Here is a 17244-nt window from a genome sequence, read left to right as displayed (position 1 = left end):
GGCTGCCACTTTTCAATTTTACCTAATGGCATTAACCTTGCAATATTCACGATTAAGTTTGAAAAGAAAAAATAATGAAAAGTATAGCTAAAATTACGGGAGTTCTTATCGTTACATTGATGTTGACTTCATGTGTTGCCTATGATAATACAGGATATAATGGTAACGGAAACAGACTTCCACCCGGGCAAGCCAAAAAAATATATGGAGGAAGTGCCAAAGATTACGCTCCGGGGCAGGTGAAAAAAAGAAATGGATATTAATTGTGAAAGAAGGTAAAAAATCCTTTAAAAAAATTAACAAAACATTGTGTTTAAAGTCTGAATTTCAGACTGTTTTGGTATTAATATTGATTGTTTTAATCCGGAATAAAAAAGTACAAATACAATGAAAACTATGTTTAAGGCTTTAATGGTCATGACAATAATATTCACGCTGTCATCCTGTACAGATGCATATTATGGAGTTAGAACGCCTGGATATGGATATTACGGACCAAGATACTACAATGGTTATGGCCCAAGATATACAGAAAGAGTATATGTTTATGGTGGAGGACATCACGGAGGATTTCATCACTATGGAGGAGGTCACCATAACGGATTTCACAGATAAAAATACTGAAAAATAAAAAAGCACTGATTGATTTCAGTGCTTTTTGTTTGTATTTACAATCTCGATTTTTTCGGATTTAAAAAAGTATTGAAAATCATTACTTCCTGTCCGAATTTGTTCTCGACATGCTGTGCTATATTTTTTAGCTCACTTTCGATAAACTGATTTCTTAATTCATCATTATCAAACATCAGCAAAAGATTATAATTCTTACCTTCCTCAATGAAATCACTGTGAACTTCGGAAAGAATATATTTGTCGACATCCATTAAATTTTCGGTCATTAAAACCAGGGTTTCATCAATATAATTTTCCCATTCTTCGAGATTATCTTTCGTGCAGTGGAAAGTTATACTTAATAGGCTCATATTTTAAGAATTTTTAAGATTTTGTGGATAAATTCTAGGGCAAAAATCGGCAATTTTTTCGTAAATTAGCCCGTTAATAAAAATTCGAAATAAATAATTTTCAGACTTGCAGCTAAAGGTCTGAATATCATTATAATAAAATTTGTTTATGCAAAAAGAAGGAGAAAGACTGATTCCTATCAACATTGTTGATGAAATGAAGTCATCTTATATCGATTATTCGATGTCGGTTATCGTTTCAAGAGCGTTACCTGATGTAAGAGATGGCTTGAAACCCGTTCATAGAAGAGTGCTTTATGGTATGTATGGATTAGGGGTTTTTTCTAATAGAAAATATTTAAAATCTGCGAGAATTGTTGGGGATGTTTTGGGTAAATATCACCCACACGGAGATTCCTCTGTATATGATGCAATGGTAAGAATGGCCCAGAACTGGAGTTTGCGATACCCACAGGTTGACGGACAAGGTAACTTCGGTTCCATGGATGGTGACCCGCCGGCGGCAATGCGTTATACTGAGGCCAGATTGAAAAAAATCTCTGATGAGGTTCTTTCAGACTTAGACAAAGAAACAGTTGATTTCCAGAATAACTTCGATGACAGTTTACAGGAACCAACGGTAATGCCAACTAAAATCCCTAACCTTTTGGTAAACGGTACTTCAGGTATCGCAGTAGGGATGGCAACAAATATGGCTCCTCACAATCTATCCGAGTCTATAGATGCGATCTGTGCCTATATCGATAATAAAGATATTACTATCGATGAATTAATGCAGCATATTATTGCTCCGGATTTCCCTACAGGAGGTATTATCTACGGATATGACGGGGTAAGAGATGCTTTCCATACCGGAAGAGGTAGAGTGGTTCTGAGAGCTAAAGTTAACTTTGAAGAGATTGGAAACAGAAACGCAATTATCGTTACTGAAGTTCCTTACCAGGTTAACAAAGCAGAAATGATCGCGAGAACGGCAGAGCTTGTAAAGGATGAAAAAATCCCGGGCATCCACGAGATCAGAGACGAATCGGATAGAAAAGGACTTCGTGTTGTATATGAATTGAAAAACGACGCGATTCCTAACGTTGTCTTAAACTTATTATATAAATATACAGCACTTCAGACTTCTTTCAGTGTAAACAATATTGCATTGGTACACGGAAGACCGGAGCAGCTGAACCTGAAAGATATCATTCATCACTTCGTAGAACACAGACATGAAGTAATTGTAAGAAGAACTCATTTTGAGCTTAAAAAAGCAAAAGAAAGAGCGCATATCTTAGAAGGTTTCATGAAGGTGATCGGAACTCAGGATTCTTTAGACAGAGCTATTTCTATTATCCGTCACAGTGCCAACCCACAGGCTGCGAAAGAAGGCTTGATCGAGGCATTTGAACTTTCAGATATTCAGGCTCAGGCTATCCTTGATTTGAGATTAGCTCGTCTTACAGGAATGGAACTTGACAAGATCCGTGACGAGTATGACGCTATTATGAAAGAGATTGCTAATTTGGAAGATATCTTAGCCAATGAGCCAAGAAGATTCCAGATTATTAAAGATGAATTAGTTGAAGTTAAAGAAAAATACGGCGACGAAAGAAGAACTGAAATCGACTATTCAGGAGGAGAGATGTCTATTGAAGATATCATCCCGAATGAATCTGTAGTTCTTACCATTTCTCACGCTGGATATATCAAAAGAACTTCACTTTCAGAATATAAAGTTCAAAGTAGAGGAGGTGTAGGAAATAAAGCGGCAACAACAAGAGATGCTGACTTCCTGGAATACATTGTTTCTGCAACCAACCACCAGTATATGTTGTTCTTTACAGAAAAAGGAAGATGTTACTGGCTAAGAGTATTTGAAATTCCGGAAGGCTCCAAAACTGCCAAAGGAAGAGCAGTACAAAACCTTATCAATATCGAACCTGATGATAAGATCAAAGCATATATCAGAACCAATAATCTTAAAGATTCTGAATATGTAAACCAAATGAGCGTTGTAATGGTAACGAAAAACGGAACCATTAAGAAAACTTCGCTTGAAGCTTATTCAAGACCGAGAGTAAATGGGGTGAATGCCATTGAAATCAGAGATAATGACCAGTTATTAGGAGCTTACCTTACCAACGGATCTTCTCAGATTATGATCGCTACCAAAAATGGTAAATGTATCCGTTTCCCTGAAGAAAAAGTAAGAGAAGTAGGTAGAGGATCTATTGGAGTAAGAGGTATCTTGCTTGAAGACGGTGACGAAGCTATTGGTATGATTGTTGTGAATGACGTAGAGAACGAAACAGTACTTGTGGTATCTGAAAAAGGATACGGAAAGAGAACTGCAGTAGAAGACTACAGAATTACAAACAGAGGAGGAAAAGGAGTTATCACCCTAAACATTACCGAAAAAACAGGAAATCTGATCGCTATTCAAAACGTAACAGATGAAGATGGGTTGATGATTATCAATAAATCAGGTGTTGCTATCAGAATGGGAATGGATGAAATGAGAGTAATGGGAAGAAACACTCAGGGAGTTCGTGTAATCAATCTTAAGAAAAATGACGAAATTGCAGCCATTGCAAAAGTAGCAATGGATAAAGATGTAGAAGAGGATGCTGAAGACCTTGAAGAAGGAACAGGATTGTTATTCGATGACGAGCAAGATGATAGTGGGGCTCCTCAGGCTGAAAATGAAACTCCGGCAGAAGAAAACGGAAACTCTGATTCTGAAGAATAAATGTACAATTAATATAAAATAGTTATTATGAAGAAACTAATTTTAGGAATGGCTATCGTAGCGTCAGCATTCGTCTTTGGACAGAAAGCAGATGTAAATGCTCAGCTTCAGACGGCTAACAAAGCTGCTATGGATGCATATAATGCAAAGAACTATGCAGTTGCTGCCCCTAAGTTTGTAGAAATTTACGACTTATTAAAGGCTAATGGTCAGGATAATAAAATTTATATGTATTATGCAGGGCTTAGCCATGCATTAGCCAATAACAGTGATGCATCTATCAAGATATATACTGATCTTGTTAATTCCGGATTTACAGGAGTAGAAACTACTTATACTGCTAAAGAAAAGAAATCAGGACAAGTAGTAAATCTTGATAAAGCTACCTGGGAGCTGATGAAAAAGAATGCTGATTATTCTGATTTTAAAACAGAACAGACGAAAAGTATAGAGCCGGACTTGTATGAAACATTAGCTTCATTGTTACTTAATGCAAAAAAAGGAACTGAGGCTGTCGCTATTATTGAAAAAGGATTGGCTAAGTTCCCTAACAATGCTAAGCTTAAAGAAGCTCAGACTACCGCTTATCTTCAATCAGGAAATACGGATAAATTTGTTGAGGGATTAAAAGAGCAATTAGCTAAAAACCCTAACGACGCCACAAACTGGTACAACTTAGGAGTAATGCAGGCTAAAACCCCAGCTACCGTTAATGATGCTTTAACTTCATTCAAAAAAGCAGTAGAGCTGAAGCCTGATTTTGCTGAAGCATACCAGAATCTTGTCTACACAACGATTGGTGACGATGGTAAAGTAGTAGGAGAAATTAATGCTTTAAGAAAAGATAAACCGGACGAAGCTACTAAATTAATTGATGCCAGAAGAGAAAGATTCGCCAAGGCATTACCATTTGCAGAAGGATGGTATAAGATAGCTCCGAAGAGTCTTGATGCCGTTACTACCCTAAAAGAAATTTATGTGGTAACTAAAAATATGGATAAAGTGAAAGAAATGAAAGCTAAAGAAGCTGAATTAAGCGCTACGGCAAAATAATCATTTTCACAACATAATAGTAAAACCGGAACAGAAATGCTCCGGTTTTCTGTTTTAAAATTTAAATGTTCATAAAGGCTTAAAATAGTAATCATGGTTATGGCTCACAGGTAGGTCGTAATAAGCGGATGTGCCTATGCGGTTTACAAAATCAAATACTTTAAAGCTCGTAACGATTTTTCTATAAACATAACAGGTTTCTGAAACCTGTTATGTTTTGTAACCAGCGACCAGATATGCTGTTTCTGGCGAAAGTATTCACACGAAATTATTTATTTAAAATTTCTCTCTTTTATCATGATGAACCTTAAATTTCACCCTAAGAAATTCTCTGTAATTCCGTATCTTTGAGAAAAATTTTTATAAGATGATTGAGTGGAAAACCGCCAAGGAATACGAAGATATTACCTATAAAAAATGTAATGGTGTAGCGAGAATCGCTTTCAACAGACCGGAAATCCGTAACGCTTTCAGACCTAAGACAACTTCAGAATTATATGATGCTTTTTATGATGCTTCTGAAGATCCTTCAATAGGAGTTGTTTTACTTTCAGGAGAAGGGCCAAGTCCTAAAGATGGAGGTTGGGCTTTTTGTAGTGGAGGAGACCAGAAAGCAAGAGGTCATCAGGGATATGTAGGAGAAGATGGAAGACACCGTTTAAATATTTTGGAAGTTCAGCGTTTGATCCGTTTTATGCCAAAGGTGGTTATTGCAGTAGTTCCTGGATGGGCTGTAGGCGGCGGACACTCACTTCATGTAGTATGTGACCTGACTTTAGCAAGTGAAGAACATGCTATTTTTAAACAAACCGATGCTGATGTTACAAGTTTTGACGGTGGTTACGGATCTGCTTACCTGGCAAAAATGGTAGGTCAGAAGAAGGCTCGTGAAATATTCTTTTTAGGAAGAAACTATTCCGCTCAGGAAGCTTTTGAAATGGGAATGGTCAACAAAGTTGTTCCACATGCAGAATTAGAGGATACCGCTTACGAATGGGCTCAGGAAATCTTAGGAAAATCTCCAATGTCTATCAGAATGCTGAAGTTTGCTATGAACCTTACCGATGACGGAATGGTTGGGCAACAGGTTTTTGCTGGAGAAGCAACTCGTTTAGCGTACATGACAGCCGAAGCTCAGGAAGGAAGAAACGCATTCCTTGAAAAAAGAAAACCCAACTTCGGAGAAGATCAATGGATATCATAACATTGGTGATGAGTAATAAGTAATGAGCAATATTTCTCATTACTTATTACCCATTGCTCATTACTTATAAATATATGACTGATTGGATAAAAGCCGCAAGGCTCAGAACTTTACCGCTATCATTAAGCGGAATTATTATGGGAGCTTTCATTGCAAAATGGAGACTTTACAGAGAAGGTGGAATATGGGACTGGAAAATTTTTGCGCTGGCACTTTTGGTAACCCTTTTATATCAGATTTTATCAAATTATGCCAATGATTATGGCGATGGAGTAAAAGGAACCGACGCAAAGAGAATCAATGAAGCAGAAGCGAGGGCAGTTGCCTCAGGGAAAATTACAGCAAAACAAATGAAAAATGCTGTCATTCTTTTTTCAGCATTGTCTTTCATTGCTACCATTGCGCTATTATATGTTGCTTTCATTCCGAACTATATGAATGAATTTTATATTTTTATTGGTTTAGGTGTGGCTTGTATTTTGGCGGCAATCGGATACACGGTAGGGAAGAAACCATATGGTTACATGGGATTGGGAGACGTCTTCGTGTTCATCTTTTTCGGGCTGGTTTCTGTATGTGGAAGCTATTTCCTGTTTACAAAAACATTCAGCTGGGATATGCTGTTACCGGGAACTGCTGTAGGAATGATGAGTATGGCTGTTTTGAACCTGAACAATATGAGGGATATTGAAAGTGATAAATTATCAGGAAAAAATAGTTTTGCATTAAGAATCGGATTCAAAAATGCTATGATCTATGAAATGATCCTGTTACAACTTCCATTGATATTAGTCCTTATCTTTTTAGGGATAAACGGATTTATACAGCAGCAAAATTATTACGTATTCATCGTCATGATTTTGTTATTTCCATTGACGAAATTAAGAAGAAATATCATGTCTGTAAAAGAGCCGAAAGAATTAGATCAATATTTGAAGCAGGTTGGGATCATGACGTTTGTAATGGCAATTCTTACAGCAGCCGGACTTAATTTATTTAACTAAATCTAAAATATTATATCATGAGTTCTAATGTCTATGTTGAAGCTCAAATGCTTATCAGAAAACCGATTGAAGATGTCTTTGAAGCATTTATCAATCCTGAAGTAACGACTAATTTCTGGTTTACAAAATCAACCGGTAAACTGGAAGAAGGTAAAACGGTAACCTGGGAATGGGAAATGTACGGTGTGAAAAATGTCGTAAATGTTCATCAGGTTATTCCAAATCAGTTGATCAAAACAGAGTGGGGAGAACCTTCGGTTCATGTAGACTATGAGTTTAAAACTATGGAAAAAGGAACTCTTGTGGTGATTAAAAGCTATGGATTCAGCCAAACCGGCGAAGATCTTCTTAGACAGGTTAATGACAATACAGGAGGCTTTACAACGGTATTAGACGGTTGCAAAGCGTATCTGGAACATGGGATCAATCTGAGACTTATTGAAGATAAATTTCCATCAGAATAATTAAATTTTTATTTATATTAACTCCTGACAAAAATTTGAATTTTATCCATCAAATATTTTTAGCCTATGTCGCCAGGAGTGGAATTTGATATAAAAAAGCCCATCAAAAGAAAGCTTCTCTCCATGTATTTTGTGAGAGGCTGGTGGACAGATAAGCATAATCGTCCTATAAAAGAAGCCGGAATCGGAGATACTATACGTTTTCATATAGAAACTGAGCATGTAGATGGCGGAGATGAAATCATTTTTGCGGTATATGATTCCGATGGAGCAGAATTTCTGGATGATAAACTTAGCCTTACCATACAAGGAACTACCAATGATTATAATAAAGTTAAAATAATAGGTAACAAAGGCTTTATTGAATGGACAACGGGAGAAGGAAGTCGTGCTCTTTTGCTGGAAAACTTTGAAGGCGATGAGTTGGAGCTGTATGTAAAATGTGAATACAAAGGTAATATAGTAAGCTTACCTCATGATAGCGATAACTATCTGCTGCTGTATGAAAAAGAAGTGTTGATTACAGTTTTGATAGAGTTGCCGCATTCTAAAGAAACAGGTTGGGGTGCAAAAGGTCTTGCAGGACATTCAGCTATGGCAATAGGAGAGCAATATTTTGATTATGGACCTGATTATGATTTGAATAATAATGGAACTCCAAATCAAAATTCTTCAGGAGAAATTGTTCCAATGAATGAAAGAGATTATGATGTAGATTTTAATAATGACGGTGATAAAGATGATATTGTTAATATAGATGAAAATACGCTTGATTTCAAAAATGCACCTGGAAGACCATGGTGGGGAGAAATGGTTGCAAAAAGGTTAAATAAAATACCTGAAGATGTAAAATTAAGTGAGGTTTTAAGTTTTATTAATTTAGACTGGTATAACGATGGAACGAATATTTATGGAAAAGTTCATAAAATAGAATTTTACGTAAAAGATAATGAAGCTAAGAAAATGATGAGGTGGTGGCAAGAAAGATATAAACATCTTAAAATTTATAGTGTATTTCCATGGGCGGGAGAGCAATGTACAACTGCAGTAAAGTCTGCAATTCAAGATGCATTTTCTTTTAAAACTAGAGGAGAAAACTGGATCCCTGATACTACACAAACTCCCAAAGGATTGTTAGAAGATTTGCATGCATTTGTAAGCACTTCTAAACAGCATTCAGGACAATTAGCAAAAATTACAGTTATTAAACAAGAAGATATTGATTGGCCAAATCCTTAACAAATGAAAAAATATATAATTATTATGGGTTTATTTTCTCTTTTCGGTTGTAATGAAAAAAAATACTCAGGGAGTACTGGTTTTATTGAAATAGAAAAGAATGCAGAAATTTCAAGTACACAAGCTTTTGCAATCTACAAAAGCTCTTTTGATAAAAACTTCAGTGTAGAAAAGAGTCCTTATGATATAGATTCATTTTATCAAGTTATTTATATATATAATGAGGCTTATTATATTGGCTTCGCAAATAAAAACGACAAGAGAAATAAGGAAGAAGCACCCTTGTATTTTTTAGCCAAAATTAATTCAAAAACAGGGGAAATTTCAGTTGAAAAATAGAGCTTACATAAAATAAAAAAAAGAATAAACCAGGGATGACATAAATGCTTTCACGAATTTCACGAATGGTGTTATTTACGAAACTATTTGAGTCATTTGCGTTTAATAATATTTTAAAATTAAATTTAAAATGAAAATACAATTCTTAGGGCAAAATTGTTTCCTGTTCACATACAAGGACAAGACAATTTTAAGTGACCCTTTCTACAACTACAAAAAAGCGGAATCAGGTTTTGATATTACCGCTCAGAAAATTGATTACATCCTGTTGACTCATGCTCATGGGGATCATATCGCGGATGTAGCAGAAGTGTTACAGCATTATCCGGAGGCTACCGTAATTGGAGTACCTGAAGTATGCGGATACTTTACACAGGCTAAAAATAAAGACGATGTAAACTTAGGAGGGTCGGCAAAAATCGACGATCTTAAAATTTCCATGGTTCCGGCTCATCACACAAGTTCTTTCCCTGACGGAAGCTATGGAGGCGTTCCTGTGGGATATATTTTCAGATTACCTGAAGGTAAGAATATCTATTTGGCAGGTGATACAGGAGTAATGGCTGATATGGAGCTGTTTCCAAGATTGTATGGAAACATAGACCTTTCTATCCTTCCAATCGGAAGTCACTATACCATGTGTCCTAGAAAAGCATCTTTTGCTGCAGCAGAATTATTGAAAACTCCAAAAGTAATCGGATGTCATTTTGATACTTTCCCTGCTATTGAGATCAATCATGAAAGTGCTTTACAACATTTCGCTGATAAAAATGTAGAACTTGTTTTACCAAAACTAGGCGAGACGTTCGAATTTTAATCAAGTAATTAACCGGGGTAATCTGAAATTAGAAAAAATGGAAATAATGCAAAAGGTATTAAAAACAAAAAAAGATAATTATCAAATTACCTCTCTTCTTACTTTAAGACAAAAAAAATGGCAAGCTACCTAAATCACACCGCTACGACCGATTACCTTTGCTGCGTTCCCACCCTGGAGGATTCTCAGGAGCTGGTTGTTTAGGACTTGCCGTTGCAAAGGTAGGAATATTTTATTAACTTCAAAACTTTATCAAAGAAAATTAGTTGAAAAAATGCAGTGGTAGAGCTAATCAACTGACGTTTAGGGGAATAATTTTTCAACTTTTTTCTAAAAATTTAAATATGACGAAAAGTCCATCAACACTAGGAATTATACTTTTTATAGCTACAATGATCGTTTTCTTTGTAGTATACACTTTTTTCTCAGGAATTAACTATTTTGATATTTCCCTGAAAGCCAATGCATTCGTTCTGCCTATCTTATATGCGGGTGCTGCATTTTGGTCGGTGAAATTGTATTGGAACAACCATAGAGTAGTTAGTTTTAAAGAAGCTTTCAAAAGAGCTTTTGTCCCGATGTTCATCGGTGGAATTCTTTCTATTTTCAGCATTTATGCTTTCTTAAACTTTGCAGATACTGATGCTAAAAAGCTGTTGAACTATCAATATGTTCAAAGACAAAAATCAGAACTGGATACAGAATATACTTCTGCAAGGAAGATTTTAAAACATCAGAAAGATATTGATGAGCTGGATCAGAAGTACAAAGAAAGATTGGAAAGCTTCACTCCTGAAGCTGTTAAAGGAAAAGATATGCTTACCGCAAGTCATTTTTCAGGATATTTTGCAGCGATTCTTATATTTTACGTAGTTTTGTCGGTGTTTTTCGGGGCATTTTTCAGAACAAGAACAATTTATCAACCCGAAGAAGAAAATCAAGCCTAATTTTTATTAAAAATTAAATGAATTTATCTATAGTTATTCCGCTACTGAATGAAGAAGACTCTTTGGAAGAGCTTTTTTCAAGAATCGACAACGTCTGCAGATCCAATAGTTTATCGTATGAGATCTGGTTTGTAGACGATGGAAGTACGGATTTATCGTGGAGCATTATTGAGAATTTGAAAGTACAATATCCTCAGATCCACGCCATTAAATTTTCCAGAAATTATGGAAAATCACAAGCACTTCACGCTGCATTTGAACGAACAAACGGTGATGTTGTGATCACCATGGATGCTGATTTACAGGATTTTCCTGAAGAAATTCCGGAATTATATAAAATGGTTACCAACGACAACTACGATATCGTTTCCGGTTGGAAAAAGAAGCGTTTCGATAATGTAATGACGAAAAATGTTCCGTCAAAATTATTCAATGCGGCAGCCAGAAAAGTTTCCGGAGTTGAGCTTCATGATTTTAATTGCGGTTTGAAGGCGTACAAGAAACAGGTAGTTAAATCCATTGATGTCTACGGTGATATGCACCGTTATATCCCGGTATTGGCTGCTAATGCAGGATTCAGAAGAATTACTGAAAAGGAAGTACAACACCAGGCCAGACCTTATGGAACTTCAAAATTCGGAACCGAAAGATTTATCCGAGGTTTCCTGGATTTGGTAACCCTTTGGTTTGTAAGTCGTTTTGGAGGAAGGCCAATGCATTTCTTCGGAGCTGTAGGAACCTTGATGTTTATTTTCGGTTTTCTTTCTGCCCTTTGGTTGGGATTATCAAAGCTGATCGATGTTTCGAGAGGAATTTATGGCCATTTAATCACCAATAATCCTTGGTTTTTCATCGCCTTAACAATGATGATCATGGGGACCTTGCTGTTTGTTGCCGGATTCCTGGGAGAAATGATTATCAGAACCAACCGTGAGCATAAGAATTATAATATCGACGAAGTGATATAATGGAAGAAAAATTGCCCAAAATTTATTCTAAAAAAGCCATTTTAGGATTTTCTATTTTTCTTTCAACTCTTTTCGGAGGGGTTTTGTTATACCAAAATTTAATTGAGGTTAACAAAAAGAAGGAAGCATATACAGTTTTGGCAATTTCTATTCTATTAACGATTCTTACAGTAATTATTGTAAATATTCCAGAAAATCCTAAAAGTTCACTAGCTTATTTATGTGGTCTTGGAGGAGGCTGTTTGCTTTCATATTATCTTATGCCGAAATATTTTCCGGATGAAGAAAAATATCCTCAGAAAGCAATATGGAAGCCTTTGATTATTGCAGTAATTATAGTTGCAATTATTTTGTTTTCAGTGATTTATACTACTTCAATTGAAAATAGCTAAAATAAAAAAACTATAACTTGTTTCAATCATTATAGTTTAATAATGAAATAGAATATAGAGCACTCTGTTAGCAGAGTGCTCTTTGTATTTTGAACTTAAAAGCAAAAGAAAGAGAAAAGAAGAAAGAGTCTTTTCCTGAAAAGTAAACAATTGAAAATTATCAGGTATTTTATTGTCAAAAGACAAAGTTTTTTAAAAATTTTAATCCTATTTTTGTTACATAATACTGTTGGAAGTTTTCTGAAGTGAGTCTGAAAAAAGACTTTGAGAATTTTCAATAGGAATGGTCATGTTTGGCCACTACGACTATAATAGAATATTTAAAGATAAATATGAAGAAAATTGTATACACATTGATGCTGGTTGCGGTAGTTTCCTGTGGAAAGGTTTCACCAAAAGGAAATATTGAAAAGAAAGATGTGGATGTCTCTGAATTTGTTAATTTAGATCTGGACGGAAAATTTCGGGTATTTTATGCCAGAGGACCGAAGAATTTTGTAGAAATAGAAACCTACCCGAATGTAGCCGGTAACCTTGATGTAGATGTAAAAGACAAGACTCTTTCCATCAAGGAAAAAAGAGGAACAAAAGGGGTCGACTTTTACAATGTAACGATTTATTCAAAATATAACCTTGAAAAAGTAGCGATTTCAGATTCTGTAGAAATGAATATTTCAAGCGAAATCAAGACTGATAATTTCAGGCTTAATTTAAAAAATTATGCTACCTTCATGGGATCTGTGAATACAAGAAGAGCTGAAGTGGAAATGCATAACAGAAGCAGAGCCAACTTTTTAGGATTGACTAAAGAAGCAGTGATTAAGATTTCAGATACGGCAAGTTTAATTGCTCCTTACTGGAAAATTACGAACCTGAATATTGATTCTAAAAACGGAAATTATGCTGAAGTCAATGTAAAAGATTCGCTAAAAGGACATATCCAAAATACGGCAAAATTTGTCTATTATAATGATCCGATCAGAGCTTTTAAAATTGATAAGACAACAAAGGTTGAGAATAAGAAACTGGATTAAAAGCCGGGAGAACCGGTAGTTTATCATACTTCTTTTTCCAGTTTTTAAATTAAAAAATAAAATAATAAATAAAGGCAGAAGTTTGAGTCAATACAACATAACTATTGCCCTTCAAAAATTTAACATAAATATGACAACATTAGAAAAAGCGAAACTTTGGTTAAGTGATACGTTTGATAAAGAAACGAGAGATGCTGTACAATTATTAATCGACAGCAATTCTCCTGATCTGGAAGATTCTTTTTACAGAGAATTGGAATTTGGGACAGGAGGAATGCGTGGAATAATGGGAGTAGGAACCAATCGCTTAAACAAATATACATTAGGACAGGCAACTCAGGGATTGGCCAATTATATGCTGGCACAATTCAAGGGCGAAGAGATCAAAGTAGCCATCGCTTATGATGTTCGTAATAACTCAAAAGAATTCGGAAAATTGGTAGCTGATGTTTTGACTGCCAATGGCATAAAAGTATTGCTTTTCAAAGATCACCGACCGACTCCTGAGCTTTCTTTCACGGTTCGTGATAAAAAATGTAACGGAGGAATTGTATTAACGGCTTCTCACAATCCACCAGAGTACAACGGTTATAAAGTGTACTGGAATGACGGAGCACAAATTGTCCCGCCAAATGATGAAGCGATCATCAATGAGGTATATTCTGTGAAATTTGATGAAATTAAATTCAATGGAAATGATGATCTGATCGAATGGGTCGGAGAGGAGCAGGATGATATATATATTGATGCTTGTATCGAAAATTCTACCTATCAGAATGTTGGGAAAGGAAATTTAAATATTGTTTTCACTTCTATTCACGGTACAACTTATACAACAATTCCAAAAGCATTGGAAAAAGCCGGATTTAAAAAGATAGATCTTGTAAAAGAACAAATGATTCCAAGCGGGAATTTTCCAACCGTAGATTCTCCAAATCCGGAAGAGCCTGCAGCGTTGGAAATGGCATTGGATCTGGCAAGAATTACCAATGCAGATATTGTGATCGGAACAGATCCGGATGGTGACAGATTAGGAATTGCCGTAAGAAACCTTGATGGTGAAATGCAATTGTTAAACGGTAACCAGACCAATACGATCCTTACCTATTACATCTTGAATGAATGGAGAAAACAAGAGAGAATCACAGGAAAAGAATTCATTGGTTCTACGATTGTTACCTCAGATATTTTCTATGATATCGCGCAGAAATTCGGAGTGGAATGTAAAGTAGGTCTTACAGGATTCAAATGGATCGGAAAAATGATCCGTGAAGCGGAAGGAACACAAAAATTTGTTTGCGGAGGTGAAGAAAGTTTTGGTTTCATGACCGGAGATTTTGTGCGTGATAAAGATTCGTGCGGAAGTATCCTTTTAGCTTGTGAAATTGCTGCATGGTGTAAAGCCAACGGAAAAACGATGTATCAGTATATGATCGAGATCTATGAAGATTTGGGAATGTACTATGAAGGATTAATCAACATTGTAAGAAAAGGAAGAGAAGGTGCTGAAGAAATTCAGAATATGATGAAAAATTTCCGTGAAAATCCTCCAAAAGAATTAGCAGGATCATTAGTGGAAGAAGTGAAGGATTTCAAGGAACAGACAAGCCTTACAGTTTCTACAGGTGAAAAGAAAGTAATGAACGATATTCCAAAATCGAATGTATTGATTTATTATACTCAGGATGGAACAAAAGTTTGTGTAAGACCTTCAGGAACAGAGCCTAAGATTAAATTTTATGTTTCAGTAAAAGACTCTATCTCTTCTGAAGCAGATTTTAAAAATAAATTAGAATCATTGGAAGCTAAAATTCAGGCTGTTAAAACAGATTTAAAACTGGATTAATTTCCTGATCGGAACAAATGATAAAAAGAATTACAGCAATTTGTATGATATCCGTTTTTGTAGTTTCCTGTAAAAAGGAAGCTGCAACTTCCGGTAAGCAGCCTGCGAATGATTCAATTGCTAAAACAGAGGTCAAAGAAGAATTATATAAGCCAATTGATACGGCATATTCTTCTAAAAATACAACTGAGGATTATATTAAATCCCTTGAATATTACAAGTCCAAAACAGAGCAGGATATAGCAACAGGAAGTCCTGAACAGAATAATAAACGATACGAAGATTTTGCTAAGATCAGAGAAAAATATATTGAAGGTCTCAGCAAATTGCATATCGGTATTTTGGATAAATATATCAATTACTATGATTCTGAAAGCGAATCTTATAAGCTTCCTGAAAATGTAAAAAAGCTTTCGGCTGAATTAAAAAAAACAGGTCTTGAATTTAGAGAAGTAGGAGAAGGAATGACTGAAATATGGACTATTCCGGGATATTATTCTTCTATTTTTAAAAATAAAGTCACTCCTGATTATAATGCCTATATTTCACAAACTGACAAAGAAAGTGAAAGCAATTACGCAGCAGATGCCGGATTAATTATTACTTGGGAAGAATTGGGTGACAGATTGATGTTCTGGGAAAATTTCATGAATAAATATCCCAACAGCAAATTGATTAAAACGGTGAAACAGAATTATAATAATTATCTGTATGACTATTTGTTAGGAATGGACAACACGCCAACCTTTGAAAGAAACTATGAAAAGGGAGACGGAAAACTATACGATGAAAACAGAGCGGAATTCAGCAGAATTATAAAAAAATATCCGAATTCCAATACGGCAAAAAAAGCAAAAGAACTAATAGCCCTTTTTGATGCCCAAATGCCGGTAGATCAAATTGAGAAGAGAATCAATATAGAAAGAAATTATTAGTAAATTTTAAATAAGAATAAAGTGAAAGTTTCAAAATTAGCAGCGAACCTGATCGGTTCTGAGATTGTAAAAATTGGTAACGAAGTAAATGATCTAAAAGCAAAGGGAGCAGAAATTGCCAATCTTACTATTGGTGATCTGAATTCTAATATCTATCCTATTCCGGCATTGCTGAAGGAAGAGATTCAGAAAGCCTATCAGAATAATCTGACAAATTATCCACCTGCCAACGGACTTTTATCTTTAAGAACAGAAGTTTCCAAAGACTTAAAAAACAGATGGAACCTGGATTATTCTCCTAACGATATTTTGATTACAGCAGGATCAAGACCATTGATTTATGCCGTATACAAAACAATCGTAGACGAAGGAGATAAAGTAATATATCCTACACCGTCTTGGAATAACAACCACTATGCTTACCTTACTTCTGCCAATGCAGTAGAAGTGAAGACAAAGCCGGAAACTAACTTTTTGCCAACGGCAGATGATTTGAGACCTCATTTGGATGGAGCTGTTTTACTAGCTCTTTGTTCACCGTTGAACCCTACGGGGACAATGTTTACAAGAGAGCAACTTTCAGAAATCTGTGAGCTGGTGATCGCTGAAAACAAAAAAAGAGGAGAAGATCAAAAACCGTTATACCTGATGTATGACCAGATCTATTCTAACCTTACTTTTGGTGCAGAACATGTAGATCCCGTTTCTCTTTTCCCTGAAATGAAAGAATATACGATATATATTGACGGTATTTCTAAATGTCTTGCTGCAACAGGGGTACGTGTAGGTTGGGGATTCGGGCCTGCTCATATCATTGATAAAATGAAGGCTCTTCTTACTCACGTTGGAGCGTGGGCGCCAAAACCGGAGCAGGAAGCTACTGCAAAATTCTACGAAAACCCTGAAAACGTAAATGTATTTGTAGAAGATTTCAAAGGAAAACTTGAAAACAGCTTAAAAGTTCTACACGGAGGAATTCAGGATTTGAAAGCAAAAGGACTTGCTGTTGACAGTATTGAACCGATGGGAGCTCTTTATCTGACGATCAAATTAGATTATATCGGAAAAACAAAACCTGACGGTGGTGCTATTGAAAACTCTTCTGATCTGGTATTCTACCTTATCAATGATGCAGGAGTTGCTTTAGTTCCTTTCTCAGCATTTGGAGAAGAGAAATCTGAACCTTGGTTCCGTGCTTCTGTAGGAGGATTAGCGATCGATGAGATCAAAGTAATGCTTCCGAAATTAGAAAGTGCTTTGAACAACTTAAAGTAATCTCTAC

At 35.6% G+C, this 17244-nt stretch carries 18 protein-coding genes and 1 other RNA gene; 17 read left to right on the top strand and 2 right to left on the bottom strand.

Annotated elements, in window-relative coordinates:
• Positions 1–74 precede the first annotated feature (74 nt).
• On the top strand, positions 75–263 hold the full coding sequence (locus EG342_RS18705) for a quinol oxidase subunit 4 (RefSeq protein ID WP_103292294.1): 189 nt from the start codon (positions 75–77) through the stop codon (positions 261–263).
• Between the two features lie 124 nt (positions 264–387).
• A complete protein-coding gene (locus tag EG342_RS18700) occupies positions 388–615 on the top strand; it encodes a hypothetical protein (RefSeq protein ID WP_246008660.1) in 228 nt (75 codons plus the stop codon).
• A gap of 53 nt (positions 616–668) precedes the next feature.
• Here the strand turns inward: EG342_RS18700 and EG342_RS18695 are convergent, their stop codons facing one another.
• Positions 669–983 (bottom strand): DUF4286 family protein, encoded by a 315-nt coding sequence (locus EG342_RS18695; RefSeq protein WP_103292295.1) that lies wholly within the window; start codon positions 981–983, stop codon positions 669–671.
• A 148-nt stretch (positions 984–1131) separates the two neighbouring features.
• Between EG342_RS18695 and gyrA the strand changes: the two genes are divergently transcribed.
• The 8 genes from gyrA to EG342_RS18655 all read left to right on the top strand — a co-directional run bounded on the left by gyrA (position 1132) and on the right by EG342_RS18655 (position 9840).
• Positions 1132–3720: a DNA gyrase subunit A gene (gene gyrA, locus EG342_RS18690; protein WP_103292296.1), complete on the top strand. Its 2589-nt coding sequence runs from the start codon at positions 1132–1134 to the stop codon at positions 3718–3720.
• A 27-nt stretch (positions 3721–3747) separates the two neighbouring features.
• Entirely contained in the window at positions 3748–4773 is a 1026-nt protein-coding gene (locus EG342_RS18685) for a tetratricopeptide repeat protein (protein ID WP_103292297.1), read from the top strand.
• Positions 4774–5140: 367 nt separating this feature from the next.
• Complete coding sequence (locus EG342_RS18680; RefSeq protein ID WP_103292298.1) at positions 5141–5977, top strand: 1,4-dihydroxy-2-naphthoyl-CoA synthase; 837 nt, start codon at positions 5141–5143, stop codon at positions 5975–5977.
• A gap of 74 nt (positions 5978–6051) precedes the next feature.
• The gene (menA, locus tag EG342_RS18675) at positions 6052–6981 is read left to right on the top strand and encodes a 1,4-dihydroxy-2-naphthoate octaprenyltransferase (RefSeq protein ID WP_103292299.1); all 930 of its coding nucleotides are present in this window, start codon (positions 6052–6054) and stop codon (positions 6979–6981) included.
• Positions 6982–6998: 17 nt separating this feature from the next.
• Positions 6999–7445, top strand: a complete 447-nt coding sequence (locus EG342_RS18670) for an SRPBCC family protein (RefSeq protein WP_103292300.1) — start codon at positions 6999–7001, stop codon at positions 7443–7445.
• A gap of 66 nt (positions 7446–7511) precedes the next feature.
• Positions 7512–8684, top strand: a complete 1173-nt coding sequence (locus EG342_RS18665) for a hypothetical protein (RefSeq protein ID WP_103292301.1) — start codon at positions 7512–7514, stop codon at positions 8682–8684.
• Positions 8685–8687: 3 nt separating this feature from the next.
• Positions 8688–9023: a hypothetical protein gene (locus EG342_RS18660; RefSeq protein WP_103292302.1), complete on the top strand. Its 336-nt coding sequence runs from the start codon at positions 8688–8690 to the stop codon at positions 9021–9023.
• Between the two features lie 130 nt (positions 9024–9153).
• On the top strand, positions 9154–9840 hold the full coding sequence (locus tag EG342_RS18655; protein ID WP_103292303.1) for a metal-dependent hydrolase: 687 nt from the start codon (positions 9154–9156) through the stop codon (positions 9838–9840).
• A gap of 115 nt (positions 9841–9955) precedes the next feature.
• Here EG342_RS18655 and ffs read toward each other — a convergent pair.
• An RNA gene (gene ffs, locus EG342_RS18650) (signal recognition particle sRNA small type) lies at positions 9956–10053 on the bottom strand.
• 131 nt (positions 10054–10184) lie between these two features.
• Between ffs and EG342_RS18645 the strand changes: the two genes are divergently transcribed.
• From EG342_RS18645 to EG342_RS18615, 7 genes are all read left to right on the top strand, one after another.
• The gene (locus EG342_RS18645; protein WP_103292304.1) at positions 10185–10787 is read left to right on the top strand and encodes a DUF4199 domain-containing protein; all 603 of its coding nucleotides are present in this window, start codon (positions 10185–10187) and stop codon (positions 10785–10787) included.
• A gap of 17 nt (positions 10788–10804) precedes the next feature.
• A complete protein-coding gene (locus tag EG342_RS18640; protein ID WP_103292305.1) occupies positions 10805–11755 on the top strand; it encodes a glycosyltransferase family 2 protein in 951 nt (316 codons plus the stop codon).
• Entirely contained in the window at positions 11755–12147 is a 393-nt protein-coding gene (locus EG342_RS18635) for a hypothetical protein (protein ID WP_103292306.1), read from the top strand. The genes EG342_RS18640 and EG342_RS18635 overlap by 1 nt, the downstream gene beginning before the upstream one ends.
• Positions 12148–12479: 332 nt before the next feature.
• A complete protein-coding gene (locus EG342_RS18630; protein ID WP_103292307.1) occupies positions 12480–13181 on the top strand; it encodes a GIN domain-containing protein in 702 nt (233 codons plus the stop codon).
• 130 nt (positions 13182–13311) lie between these two features.
• The gene (locus tag EG342_RS18625) at positions 13312–15027 is read left to right on the top strand and encodes a phospho-sugar mutase (RefSeq protein ID WP_103292308.1); all 1716 of its coding nucleotides are present in this window, start codon (positions 13312–13314) and stop codon (positions 15025–15027) included.
• Between the two features lie 17 nt (positions 15028–15044).
• Positions 15045–15962 (top strand): hypothetical protein, encoded by a 918-nt coding sequence (locus EG342_RS18620; RefSeq protein WP_103292309.1) that lies wholly within the window; start codon positions 15045–15047, stop codon positions 15960–15962.
• Between the two features lie 21 nt (positions 15963–15983).
• Positions 15984–17237 carry a pyridoxal phosphate-dependent aminotransferase gene (locus EG342_RS18615; RefSeq protein ID WP_103292310.1) on the top strand — a complete coding sequence of 418 codons (1254 nt, stop codon included), beginning with the start codon at positions 15984–15986 and terminating at the stop codon, positions 17235–17237.
• The last annotated feature ends 7 nt before the right edge of the window (positions 17238–17244 follow it).

The sequence above is a fragment of the Chryseobacterium lactis genome, assembly GCF_003815875.1.
GTDB classification, from domain to species: Bacteria; Bacteroidota; Bacteroidia; order Flavobacteriales; family Weeksellaceae; genus Chryseobacterium; species Chryseobacterium lactis.
Note: the sequence above shows the minus strand (reverse complement) of the source record. Positions and strands in the feature narration are given on the sequence as shown.